The organism is Rhodocaloribacter sp. (genome assembly GCF_056451265.1).
The window spans coordinates 1-13038 of record NZ_JBWOPL010000020.1 but is presented as its reverse complement, the minus strand read 5'-3'; the positions used below and the strand labels follow the sequence as shown (position 1 = coordinate 13038).

At 67.9% G+C, this 13038-nt stretch carries 9 protein-coding genes; 3 read left to right on the top strand and 6 right to left on the bottom strand.

Annotated elements, in window-relative coordinates:
- The 3 genes from AC1HIY_RS02910 to AC1HIY_RS02900 form a co-directional block, all read left to right on the top strand.
- The coding region (locus AC1HIY_RS02910; RefSeq protein ID WP_479575206.1) for a hypothetical protein at window positions 1-854 on the top strand (854 nt) is incomplete at its 5' end.
- 112 nt (window positions 855-966) lie between these two features.
- A complete protein-coding gene (locus AC1HIY_RS02905) occupies window positions 967-1794 on the top strand; it encodes a hypothetical protein (RefSeq protein WP_479575205.1) in 828 nt (275 codons plus the stop codon).
- Window positions 1795-1808: 14 nt separating this feature from the next.
- A complete protein-coding gene (locus AC1HIY_RS02900) occupies window positions 1809-2501 on the top strand; it encodes a hypothetical protein (RefSeq protein WP_479575204.1) in 693 nt (230 codons plus the stop codon).
- 37 nt (window positions 2502-2538) lie between these two features.
- Here the strand turns inward: AC1HIY_RS02900 and AC1HIY_RS02895 are convergent, their stop codons facing one another.
- From AC1HIY_RS02895 to AC1HIY_RS02870, 6 genes are all read right to left on the bottom strand, one after another.
- Entirely contained in the window at window positions 2539-5838 is a 3300-nt protein-coding gene (locus AC1HIY_RS02895; RefSeq protein ID WP_479575203.1) for an efflux RND transporter permease subunit, read from the bottom strand.
- Window positions 5835-8921 carry an efflux RND transporter permease subunit gene (locus tag AC1HIY_RS02890; protein WP_479575202.1) on the bottom strand — a complete coding sequence of 1029 codons (3087 nt, stop codon included), beginning with the start codon at window positions 8919-8921 and terminating at the stop codon, window positions 5835-5837. The genes AC1HIY_RS02895 and AC1HIY_RS02890 overlap by 4 nt, the downstream gene beginning before the upstream one ends.
- 124 nt (window positions 8922-9045) lie before the next feature.
- On the bottom strand, window positions 9046-10338 hold the full coding sequence (locus tag AC1HIY_RS02885; RefSeq protein WP_479575201.1) for an efflux RND transporter periplasmic adaptor subunit: 1293 nt from the start codon (window positions 10336-10338) through the stop codon (window positions 9046-9048).
- A 643-nt stretch (window positions 10339-10981) separates the two neighbouring features.
- Window positions 10982-12049: a hypothetical protein gene (locus tag AC1HIY_RS02880; protein WP_479575200.1), complete on the bottom strand. Its 1068-nt coding sequence runs from the start codon at window positions 12047-12049 to the stop codon at window positions 10982-10984.
- Between the two features lie 113 nt (window positions 12050-12162).
- Window positions 12163-12501: a hypothetical protein gene (locus tag AC1HIY_RS02875; protein ID WP_479575199.1), complete on the bottom strand. Its 339-nt coding sequence runs from the start codon at window positions 12499-12501 to the stop codon at window positions 12163-12165.
- 285 nt (window positions 12502-12786) lie between these two features.
- Window positions 12787-13038 (bottom strand): helix-turn-helix transcriptional regulator (locus AC1HIY_RS02870; RefSeq protein ID WP_479575198.1); only part of this gene is annotated, 252 nt, incomplete at its 5' end.

Sequence of the window (13038 nt, the reverse complement as noted above, 5' to 3'; positions counted from 1 at the left end):
CCTACCTGCCGATCTTCCTCGGCATCGCCTTCCTCTCCCTCGGCCTGGAGACCCTCGTGCGAGGCATCGACTTCCTCGTGGAGCATCCCTTCGTCAGTGCGGGGCTCTTCGCGGCGTGGGCGGGCGGCTACCTCCTTCGCCGCCGGGCGCGAAGCCGGAGCGCGGACGCTCCCTCTCGGCTCGACGCGGGCGTCGCGGCGCTTCGAAAGCGCGGAGCCGCCCTTTTCCGAAACGTCTGGCAGCATCCCGGATGGCTCGCCGCATTTCTCGTCGTGCAATTCCTCGGGGCCTATCAGCTCACACAAGCGCTGGAGGTCCACAACCTGCTCTTCGCCGCCCCCGGAGCCGTCTCGGAGATTCCCCACACGGCCCTCTCGCTCGTCGGCACCGACACGCTCACGCGGTGGATCCGGGACGGGGAGACCATCCGGGCGTCGCAGTACCTCGGCTGGCTGTTCCTCCTCACGATGCTGACGGCGTGGTGGCTTCACCGGGTGCTCACCGGCTACCGCGCCCGGACGCCCGAGGAGCCGCATCCGTGGCAGCTCGTGTGGCTGGCCGCCGGGATGATGCTCCTGATCACACAGGTCACTCTTTTGCCGGTCAACTATGGCATCCTGCTCTCCTCCAACCAGTTCCCCGAGGTCTCCCTGACCTACGGCGAACTCCCCCTCGAAGCGCGCCCGGCGGACACCCGCCTCGCCCTTTTACGAGAGACCGGCGACACCTATTTCGTCTATGCTCCTTCCGAGCGAAAGATATGGTCTCTCTCCCGCACCGACGTGCGCACGCTCCGCTATCACGGCATGATTCCCGTACTTCGACTCCCGCCGAGCGCCCCCCGGGGTGAATGAGATCCGCGGCTTTCTTCGATGGGTCAATCAACCTATCCAAACGATCCCAAAGACCCTGTCTCCCGCCCACCTCATCCCTTTTATTATCGGGAGCATATGAGGCCTGAAAATCATGAAAACATCTCTCCACAAGCTGCTGTGCCTCGGGATGCTGATGCTGCCCCTGGCGACCGCCTTTGCGCAACAGCCGGTCGGCGACATTCGGCGGATGTATGAAGACAACCGGAAGGTTCAATCCACGCGCCGCGCCGTCATCTCCTCGCAGGGCAACCTCTTCTTTGCGAGTGAGGGAGACCCGTTGCGGCTCCAGGACCTCCTGAAGCTGGAGTCCGGCCTGCTCCTGGGCCTGTACGTCGACGGCTTCGGCACGCGGGGGCGCTACAGCTTCGCCTCCGAGCTCGGCGGCATCGACGCCGTCGTGACGGACACGCTTTCGCGGGAAGGCCTCTACGAGATCGGCCCCGACCCGCGCCGCCTCAAAGGGCTGGAGTTCGTGCTTCGAAAAGGCCAGCTCTTCTTCCAACAGCTCGGCGGCGGCGTGAGCGTGCGCGCCGGCGGCACCATCGCGCACGTCGACGGGACCGAGGCGCTCGTGGTGGTGGGCGCGGATACGACGCGGGGACTGCTCTACCTCAAAGAGGGTCACGTGCGCTTCCCCGACTACCCCGACCTCGGCGTGGGCGACAATGAGCTCTGGCGCTTGCGCGCGGGGCAACCCCCGCAGCCGCTGGCCATCGGCGCTTCTTCGCTCGAAGCATGGCGGCGACTCGCAGACTTCCACCGGCAATACCTGTCGCCGAAGCCGTTCTGGCAAAAACCCTCCTTCTTCCTTCCGGCGGCGGCCGTCGTCATCGGCGGGGCCGTCCTGCTCTTTTCCGGCGGCAACGGGGGCGGTCCGGACACCGCCGACGGCCTCGTCTTCATCCCCCTTCCCGACTGACGCGGAGGCCCCTCATGACACGATCCCTCCTTCTCCCCGGCCTGCTGGCAGGCTTGCTCCTCGGCTGCGACGCCCGGGCGCCCACGGCGTTCGAGGCGACGGCCCGGAGCCGCATCGTCTTTGATGCCGGGAGCCTCCACGCCGAAGCCCTCCACCCCCGTGCGCCTTGCCTTTCCACGCTCGACGAGATCGACCTGTTCGTCACCATGGAGAGCGGGCGCGAGGTCATCCTCAGCCGCGCGCTCGACCCCGACGCTTCGACCGAGACGTTCGACGTGACCGTAGAGATCGGCGCGGTGAACTTCCTCGTCGAAATCTTCAGCAATAACGGCGCAACGCTCTATCGGGGCGAGACGCTCGCCGAGATCACCGCGGACGGCTTCAGCGTGTCCATCTCCGTGACGGCCGTCGCCCCGATCCTCGAAGTGTGCCCGGAGATGCTCACCCTCAGCCGTGAGAACCGGTATTCCGGCACGATGGAGATTTTCAACAAAGGGACCGGCTCGCTCGCGTGGACCGTCTCGAACGACGACCTGTGCAACAACGAAGCGTGCCTCTTTTTCGAGCCTGATGCCGGAGCCGTATCCGCCGGAGACTCGGACTTCATGACCGTGTTCGCGGGCAACCTCCCGGACACGACGACGACGTTCCTCGCCCGCATCGAGACGGAGACCGGCTTCGTGGAACTGCCCGTAAGGGTCGAGTGAGCGACCATACGTCTGAACGCACAAACGCGCGCACGCCTCACGCCTTGTTCCGAAGCGCGATCTCCCGCTCGTCGCCGTCTTCAATCCCATGACGTTCGGGGAAACCGGAAGCCCGGGGTCGTTTCGAGCGGCTCAGCAGGGCTACGGTGGCGGGGGGCATGAGGAGCGTGGCCGAGAGCAGGCCGCCCGTCACCGTCACGGCCATGCCCTGCCAGAAGCCGGCTTCGTCGGGGAAGACGAGCAGCGGCAGCAGGGCCACGACGGACGAGAGCGTGGTGGTCCACATCGGGCGGAGGCGGTCGCGCACGGCCAGGCGGATGAGGTAGTCGGCCCGGCCGTGGGGGCGACGGGCGCGAAGCCGGCGGAAGCGGTCGAGGAGCAGGAGGCTGTCGTTGACGGCGATGCCGGCCAGCAGCACCAGCCCGATGAAGGCGCCCTCGGCGAAGTTCGCCCCGCTCCACAGAAAGCCCACGGCCACGCCGATGCCGGCCGCCGGCAGGCTCAGCAGCATGATCAGCGGCAGCCGCCACGACTCGAAGACCACGGCGGCGATCAGGAACACGAGCGCGATGGTGAGCGGCAGGACCCACGACACCGAGCGTTTGAGCGCTTCCTCGCCGAAGAAGGCAAAGGTGGGGTACTTCAGCCGGTAACCGGGCGGCAGCGGCATGGCCGTCACCACGCCCTTGATGAGGCGGTCGCCCATGCGATACGGCCCGCGAAAGTCGACGCTCACGTAGCGCCGGTACTGCTGGTCGATGCGCTCGACGGCAGAGGGGGTCTTCACCGTGCGCAGGGGCGCGAGCGCGGCCAACTCCACCACCACGCTGTCGGCCAGGGGGAAGGGGCGGGCGGCCAGACGCGTCACGTCGATCTGCCCGGCGCCGGCCACTTCGATGCGGACGGGCAGGTAGGGTTCGTCCTCGACGGGGGCGAAGAAGCGGGGGAAGCGGGTGGCGAAGACCGGCCTCAGCGCCGCCGCCACAGCCCCGGCGGGCAGCCCGGTGCGCTGCTGCGCCTCGGCGGTCCAGTCGAACCGGAGCACTTCACGGGCGTCGGGTCGGCCGTAGCGGTCCACGTCGCAGTTGACCCCAACGACGCGCCGGCTGGCGCTGCGGAGCCGCCGGGCCAGCCGTTGGCAGAGCGCTTCGAGCCCTTCGTATTCGGGCCCGTACGCTTCGATGCGAAAGCCGGAGACGCCGGCGCCGCTGCCGCTGTAGTATCCCTCGGGAAGGAGACCGGAGACGTAGAGCGACGGCATGCCGGCAATGTGCACCGCCTGTCCGATGAGCCGCTCGCGCACGAGGTACGGCTCGGCAGTGCGCAGGCTCGCCTCGGTGAAGCGCACCCGCAGCATCGCACTGCGTTCGGTCACCTGCGCCACCGTCCGGGCCACGGAGGGGGAGGTCAGCGCGGCGGCTTCGAAGCGCTGCAAGAGTGTGTCGGCGCGTCCGATGGGGGTGCCGGGGGGAAAGGTGATGCCCACCCTCGCCTCGGGCGCCGCCCCGAAGTTCCACCGTCGTCCGAAGGTCGTCTTCTTGAAGAAGGGGCGACTGACGCCGCCCAGGGCCGTTTCGAGGAGACGGCGGGCGTCCTGTGCGCGGTCGTGTCCCAGCGTCGCGTTGTACAGGCTCGCGAGGCGTTCGAGCGGGGCGGGCCGCGCTTCGTCCGGGGCAATGCGCACGGGCAAGGTCCACAGCGGCGCCCCCAGCGCCAGCACGAGCGCCGTCAGGGTCAGGCGAGGGAAGCGCGCCGCGAGGCGATAGGGCAGCGCTGTGAGGCGTCGCCCCCACCGCCGGGGGGAGCGGGGCGGGGGAGGCGGCAGGAAACGCCCGAGCACCGGCACGACGAGGGCCGCCCCCGCCAGTGAAGCGCCGAGCGTCAGCGCCATCAGGATGCCGAAGGGAAGGAAGAGCACCCGCAGTTCTCCGCTCAGGTAGACCAGCGGCAGGGCCACTACCATTGTGGTGAGGGTGCCGCCGAGCAGGGGCAGCCAGACCATGCGGAGGGCCTCGCCCGTGGCGACGGCATCGAGGGCCGCCCCCGTCAGGGAGCGCAGCCGCCGACGCTGCGCCATGAGTTGCTCGACCACCACCACGCCGTTATCAACCAGCAACCCGGCCACCAGCGCCATCCCCGCCAGCGTGATCAGGTTGAGCGTCAGCCCGAAGGGGCGGAACAGCAGCAGCGCCGCCGCCAGGGACACCGCTACGCTGAAGAGCACGGCCAGGCAGGCCCGGACGCTTTGCAGGAGCGCCAGCAGCACCAGGATCAGCAACGCGAAGCCCAGCCCTCCGCGCACCGCCAGGTCGCGCAGTTCCTTGCGCACGTCTTCGCTCCGATCCAGCGCCACGAGCAGGCGCACCTGATCCGGCAGGTGTTCCCGCAGGCGCTCGAGCTCCCGCTGCACCGCGTCGGCGACCGCGAGCAGGTGGCTGCCGGGCTTGCGGTCGAGCGTGAGCGTGACGACGGGCTGCCCGTCCACCCGGCTGATCGAGCGCGCCGGGGCCGGCGCCACGGAGACCTCGGCCACGTCGGAGAGCCGGACGAGGGCCGCATCGGGGGCGCGCCGCACCAGCGGCAACCTCCGGATCCGCTCGACATCGGTGAGCGGCGGGGTGAAGAGCAACGTGGCGCTGCGTCCCGTGCGCAGGCTGCCGTAGCTACGCGCCCGCATCGCCTCGATCAGACGCGGGCCGACGTCCGCCGGGGCGAGGCCGTAGGCCGCCAGGCGGGCCGGGTCGAGCACGACGCGAAGCTCCTGTCGGCGCCCGCCTTCGGCCCGCACCTCGGCCATGCCCGGCAGGCTGCGCAGGCGCGCGGCCACCGTCTCGTCGGCCAGCTTCCGGAGCGCCTCGGGCGCCAGCGGCCCCACCAGTTGCAACGTCATGAACCCCTGCTGGTCGCGCAGCTGTTCCGGGACGGAGCGCGTCAGACGGGGGCGCACCCGATCCGGCAGCACGGCGCGGAGCCGTCCCAGTTCCTCGCGCACCTGCGTCACGTAAGCGCCGATCGAGGTCCCGCGCGCCACCTGAAGCAGAACCGTCGCCCGCCCCTCTTCCGACAGGCTCTCCACGTGGGCCGTGCCCGCCGTCCGCTGTACGGCCCGTTCGATGGGAGCCGTCACGTACTGCTCCACCTGACGGGGCGGCGCCCCCGGCCACGCCGCCGTGATGCGCACCTCCGGCAATTCCACACGCGGCGCCCATTCCACCGGAACCCGCGTTCCCACCCACAGGCCGGCCACCAACAGCGCCGACGCCCAGGACAACACGGCCACGGGCCGATTCAGCCAGCCGGTCCACACGCGCTTCCGGGAAGGGGGGCGAGAGGTCATGGTCGTCGCAGGCGTGAGAAGCGGGCGGTGAAGGTGTAGAGCACGGGCACGACGATGAGCGTCAGCAAGGTGGCGCTCACCAGCCCGCCGATAACGGTCAGCGCCAGCGGCTGCTGCAACGCGGCGCCGGGGCCGATCCCCAGCGCCAGCGGCAACAGCCCCAGCACCGTCGTGATCGTGGTCATCAGGATGGGGCGCACGCGGTCGCGCCCGGCGGCCTCGATGGCAGCCTCGAGCGCCATGCCTTCGGCGCGGCGGCGGTTGATGAAATCGACCTTGATGATGGCGTCGTTGACGACGATGCCCACGAGCACCACCATCCCCGTCAAACTCATCAGGTTGACGGACTGCCCGGTGGCGGCCAGCGCCAGGACGACGCCCGCCGCCGCCAGCGGCACGGTCATGAGAATCACCAGCGGCTGGATCAGGCTCTCGAACTGAGCCGCGAGGATCAGGTAGACGAGGAAGAGGCTCAGGAGCAGGCTCCACCCGGCCGCCAGCAAGCCTTCGTGGAAGGCGTCGGTGGCTCCGCCGAGGGTCGCCCGCACGCCGGGAGGCAACCCCTCGGAAACGGCCGCTTCGAGCGCCGATCGCGCCTCCGCCAGATCGGCTCCCGGCGCGGCGTCAGCCAGGAGGCGCACCACCGGAGCCTGATCGGCCCGGAGCAACGAGACCGGCAGAGACACCGGCGCCACCTCGACGAAGAGCGCCAGCGGCTTGAGCCCCTCCGCCGTGGGGATTTCCGTTCGAAGCAGGTCTTTCACCGAGCCGGGATCGGGCAGGCGCAGCCGGATGGGCACGTCTTCGTTGACCCGTTGCAGCGCCGTGGCGCCGACCCCGCGCGCCGACGCCGCCAGCAGTTCGGCCAGGCGCCCCGCCTCCAAGCCAAAGCGCGCCATCCGATCCCGCCGGAAGCTCAGCGCATAGGCGGGCGCCTCCTGCGCATAGGCCCGCCGCACGTTGGTCAGAGCCGGGCTTGGCCGCAAACGCTCCAGCACCATCCCGGCCGCCGCCTCGGCGTCGGCCCGCCGGTCGGCGTGCATATCCAGCCACAGTTCGGCTTCGCCGGGCGTCAGAAGTTGTTCGAGACGGCTCCTTTCGGGCCGCACCTCCACGGTCAGCGCGGACGGGACGGGCGCCCGCGCCAGGCGCGCCAGCACCCGATCCGCCCGCGCCGTGTCGGCCAGCGCCACGGTGAGGACGCCTTCGTACGCAGGGCGCGGGTCCAGATCCAGACGCGCCTCGTCCCGCTCGCCGAGGTCCGCCAGGACGCGGGTGACGCCGGGTATGCGAAGGGCCTCGGCCTCCAGAGCAGCGGCCCACCGGCTCACCTGCGGCAGATCGGCGCCGGGAGGCGCAGCCAGTTGGACGGTCAGCCGCGCGTGCGCCGTCGGAGGTGTGACCCGGCGCGGCAGATGCCACGCCAGCGCGCCCGCCACCGCCATCAAGAAACCGCACCCCGCCAACACCCACCCCCGGCGGTGGAGCGCCCAACGGAGCATGCGCTCATAGACGACCAGGATCCGGCCTCCCCCGGCCCTCCGCGCCGCACCGACGCGCGGATCCCTACGAGCCAGCACCGGCGCCACCGTCAGCGCCACCAGCAGCGAGGCCAGCAAGGCAAAAACGACGGCCAGGGCCTGATCCCGAAAGAGCCGACCGGCCAACCCTTCCACCATCGCCAGCGGGCCGAAGACGGCGATGGTGGTCAACGTGCTGGCCGTGACGGCCCCGGCCACCTCGGCGGCGCCGTCGCGAGCGGCCTCCAGCGCGGAGCGCCCCCGCTCACGCAGCCGGGCGATGTTCTCCGTGACGACGATGGCGTTGTCGACGAGCATCCCTACCCCGAGCGCCAGCCCGCTCAGCGAGATCAGGTTGAGTGAGATCCCGGCCCACTCGAACCCGATCAGGGCCAGCGCCAGCGAGAGCGGGACCGTCACGGCCACCGCCAGCAGGACCCGGATCCGCCGGAGGAAGAGCAGGAGCACGAGCAGCGCCAGCGCGCCGCCCAGCATCACGGCCATCCGCACCCCGTCGATGGCCTGCCGGATGAAGCGGCTCTCGTCCACCACGACGTCGAGCCGGACGCCGGGCGTCTCGGCTTCGAGCACGCGCAGCGCTTCCCGCACCTGTTCGGCCGTGGCCACCGTGTTGGCGTCGGCGGTGCGTTCCACCAGCAGGAGCAACGCCTCCTCCCCCTGAAAGCGCACCAGGCCCCGCCGCTCGGCTACGCCGGCCCGCACCGTCGCCACATCAGCCAGGCGCAAGGGCGTTTTCCCGGCATAGCCCACGATGGTCAGCCGCACGTCGTCCGGCGAGGTGAAGGCGCCGCTCACCTCCACTGCATAACGGAACGGCCCGCGCCGGATCAGACCCCCGGGCAACGTGACGTTGGCCGCCCGAAGCGCCCCCGCGACCTGCCCGACCGTGAGGCGATAGCGGGCCAGACGTTCCGCGTCGAGCCGGACCTCCACTTCGGGATCGAAGCCCCCCGTCACCCGCACGCGGGCCACTCCGCCGAGCTGTTCGAGGCGGCGGGCCACCACCTCGCGCGCGAGCCGTTTGAGCGAAACCAGATCCTGACCCCTCGCGGCGTCCGTTCCCTCGTTCTCTCGCGCACGATGCACGGCGCCGGTGACCGCGCCCCCGCGCATCGCCAGCAACATCACCGGGCGTTCGCTCGGGTCGACCCGAAGCACGACGGGGCGCTCGGCCTCCTCGGGCAAGGCATCGCCCAGCCGGTCGAGTTGCTCCCGAACGTTGAGCTGCGCCACGTCGAGATCGGTGTTCCATCCGAAGCGCAGCGCCACCAGGCTCCCCCCCATCAGGCTGCGCCCCGTGACGGACGTGAGCCCCTCCGCCCCCGCCACCGCCGTCTCCACCGGCTCGGTCACCGCGCGCTCCACACGCTCCGGCGGCACGTCGGGATACGCCGTCCAGACCGCCAGCGCCGGGTAGCGCAGCTCCGGCAACAGCGCCACCGGCAGCCGCACGTAGGCAAGCGCGGCCAGGCCCGTCACCATCAGGCCAAGCGCCGTCACAGCGACGGGACGATGCAGACACCAGTTGATCAGGCTTCGCATCTTGCACAGGTCGGTGAAACAAAGGGCCGTGCGATGGTCGATTCGCTGAAGCGTTGAACGCCGGAGCCGGGAGACGTTTGAGCGTCGATTCGCCGGGGCACGGAGACGAAAGCGGGCGTCCCGTTCACGGCCGCAACCGCTCTTCTCCATAGGCCGTTCGGACGGCGGTCACCCGCACGGGCACGTCGTGCGCCAGCGCGTGATGGCCCGCCACCGCCACCGTGTCGCCCGCCGCGACGCCGTCCTCCAGCGCCACGTAGTCTCCCGACTGCGGGCCGACGGTCACGTATTGCCACTGCGCCCGTCCATTCCGGACCACGAAGACCAGCGAACGTCCCTGCCGCATCAGCACCGCCTCGGCAGGGACGACCAGGCGGCCGGGGAGGCGGCCGGTCTCCAGCGCCACGTAGGCAAAGAGACCGGTCAGGAGTCGGCCGCTCGGGTTGCGCACCGCCACCGCCACCCGCCCCGCGCCGGTCTTCGTATCGACGCGGGGGTTAATCGTGTGGATCGTGCCCGTGACCACCGTGTCGGCCAGCGAGGGCAGGCGCACGAGCGCCGTTGCCCCCCGGCGCAGGTGCACGAGATTCGACTCGAGCACGTCCACCTCCACCTTCATGCGCCGGTCGTCGAGGAGCGTGAGCAGCGCCTGACCGGGGGACACGTGTTGCCCTACCTCCACCTTCAGGTCGGCCACGCGGCCCGCGAACGGGGCTGTGACCCGGGTGCGGCTCAGTTGCAGGCGGGCCTGCGCCACGCGCTGTTCGGCCTCGGCCAGCCCCGTCACCACGCGACGCACGGCCTCCCGCATCGTCCCGCCCAGCAGCAGAGCCGCCTCATAGCGCCGGCGCGCCGTCTCCAGCTCTTCGTCCGAGATCGCGCCCTCGGCGCGGGCCGTCTGCGCCGCCGCCCACACCTTGCGCGCCTCGGCCAGCCGCGTCGTGTCGAGCGGAAGGACGCCGTCGTCCCGGGTCTGCCGAACCGCGTACTCGCTCCGCGCCTGGAGCAGGCTCGCCTCCGCCTCCTCCAGGCGCAACCGGGCCTCCCGGTCGTCGAGTTGAAGCAGGAGCGCGCCGGCTTCCACATAATCGCCCTCCTTCACCAGGCGGCGCATCACACGCCCGCTCGCCTCGGCGCTGATGAGCGAGAGCCGCCACGGCGCCAGCGTCCCGGTGGCCTCGGCCCGCAGCGCGAAGTTCACCGGCCGCGCCACCACCGCCTCGACGGTCACCGGCGGCGCGGCGGCTCTGGCCATGTCGGGCCGTCCGCCCTCTTCCCCCGCACCCGTGAGCGCCGGCCAGAAGGCATAGCCCAGCAAACCGGTCACCGACAGCGCCAGCGTCGCCGCCGCCACGTGCCAACCCCGCAACCCGCGCCGCCCCGCACGGCCCGGCTCAGTCGCTGAAATGCGTTCCATGTACTGCCACAAATGATGGATTCAATACAATGATGGGTTCAATCTACCGGATGCCGGCGCGCGCACAAAGAAGAGTTTCGACGGAAAGAATATAGCAAAAGACGTAAGGCAACAAAGCGTCAAAGGATTTCGCCCGATTGCAACCTGAAGACACATGCCCTTCCCGATTGTTTCTCCGGCTCGTCCGCGCATCATCGGTGTTTCAGAGGCCGGAAGAAGGATCCGGGCAGTGAGAAACGATATGACGGAAAACCTGAAACATCAAGGGCATTGCCGGGGCATGGTGCGTACACGAGGCACGAAGGAAGGCCGGTCAGAGCTCCGTTCCATCGTGAACTCCGTGCCGCAAAAAGCCCGGGCTCGTGCCGAAACAGGTTGTCGCCCCTCGGCCGCGCCCCCGGGTCGAGATCCGTTGCCGCCTACGCCGCCCCGACGAACTTCTCCAACCCCTCTTCTTCCCTCACACATCATCGCGATTGCATGGCCTCCAGTACAAGCTTTTCCAACTCATCTAAAGGCCGTACTCCCTGTACTACTCGACCATTGATTATAAGCGCCAGAACAGCCCGCACCGCCGTCTCATCACGTACCAGTAATGCATCATTCGGCACCTGTCGGCCTGTCGCCTCGGAGGACGTTATGTTCACAAACGCCTGAGTTCCCAGCGCTCCAGCACGCGCACGACGTCGCCGTTCTCGACGTCCTCCTCCTGCGAGATAAAGTAAAGACTGTTGCTTTTGGCCGTTCGGGCGGCTTCACCAAGGCGTTCGCGCAACGCCCCGTCGATCAGGAAGGCATCGGCCTGGCGGTTGCCTTCGAGTACATGCAGCACGGTGCGACGCCCATCCTCCCATCGCCCGTGCTCGAACTGCGCCACCACCACGTCCTCGAGCGCGAAGACGCCGCGCACCCGGCTCGAGTTGAACATGATGCTCCTTATCTCATCGAACGAATGCGTACGGTCCTCCACCTCCGGCGCCGCGAAGTCGTCGTCATGGATAGGGAAAGAGCCCTCCGCCCTCGTCCGCAGGTCCACGTAATGCACGGCCGGCTCGGCCGGACTCGCGTAGAAGACGGTATCCCGCCGCACGGCCAGGCCGCCGGAATATGCGTACATCATCAGTATCTCGTGGATCTCCGACCGCGTCCCAAAGGACTGCACGAAGACCTTGCGTTCGAGGTCATAGAGGCCCAGGTAGCCACCGTCTCCCGCTCCCTTGCGATACATCAAGATCTGCCCTGCCGGGGTGAAGTAAAAGCGGTCGATGCCCTCGGTCAACCCCGTGATCTCTCGCAGCGGCTCGCCCGTGAGGCTGTACTCGATGAATTTCAACCCGCCGCCGTCGAACACCACCACGTTCCCATCGTGCGCCGCCGCCCCGGGTACCGACTCGTACTGATACGGCCCGCGTCCCTTCGACCCCAGCACGCCTTCCTGTCGCCCTTCCACGTCATAGACGATCACCTGCGGGGTTGCTCCCTCGCAGACGACCGTGAACCGGCCATCCGGCAAGATCACCACGTCTGTGATCATCGACACCAGCGTCAGGTTCTCCGCCAGGACGGTGCTGCCGGTCCGTTCCAGCACGTAGCGACCGTTCTGCGAAACCAGCCGCCCCGTCTCATACGGATCGCCTGCCGGCATCGGTCGGTTGCCCCCGCACACCGACACCGCCCCCAGCCACAGAACACACAGGATGTCGAGCTTCATCCTTTTCATAAGCACTTATAATGCCGGCATTGGGTTTCCTAACGAACAAAACCGTCGAGACCAAGAGCCCTCGGGTGAAGCGCCATCGGACCATGACCCCGTGCCCGGGCCTCTTACTCGACGACCGGATCGCAATCGAATTCCGGGCAACAGCAACCACCGCCGCTGTCGCAGCGCCAGTGCTCCGGGTTGTATAATGTGACAACCCACGAGCCAGGATCGCAGGTATTGGTCTCCACACCAGGGACTACCTCACCAACCGGGGATGTCGGAGCCTCAAACAATGTCAACCCAATGGCCAAGGGTTGGAGCTCAACGTTGGAGGCTATGTCAAGTGTCCGGATCGTTACAGAGAACGGCGTGGCAAGCGACCCCTCACCGACCTCGGGTATTGCACTGTCGTCTAGCATGGGCATCAGACTGATGACAAGCAGGAAGGCAAGTATTTTCATTGGTCTCTCCGGTTTATGTGGAGGGTCGTGAATCAGACTTCATTGCGTGCAACATCGGAGAATATTCTTGCTTGCCCAGTGTAGTTAACATGAATCCCTATAGCAAAACACCGATGCAGATAAAACAATCCAAGACATTGATTTACCTCGCCCCAGCAAACAATTTAGGACTTAATCCCGTTTGACATAGCATACGCCTTTATTCTAAATTCGATTGACTGTCTCGTACCGTTAATTATAGTGCATCAAGCATTCCTGAACTTTGCATTTTCCCTTTCATTTTTTCTATAACTTCCGGTACGTCGAAGGAGTTATGCCGGTCTCTCGATGAAACGCCCGAGTAAAGGTGGACAAGCTTGCATAGCCAACGGTCAACGCTATCTCGGTGACTGAGGCATCACACTGCCGAAGCAAGCATTTTGCCGCTTCAATCCTCCAGCGAGAGATGTAGGCCTTGATGCCGCACCCGATGTAGGCGGCAAATAAAGTCGAGATATTGTGATCCCGTGCCCTAACCTGCTCCTTCACGTCAGCGGC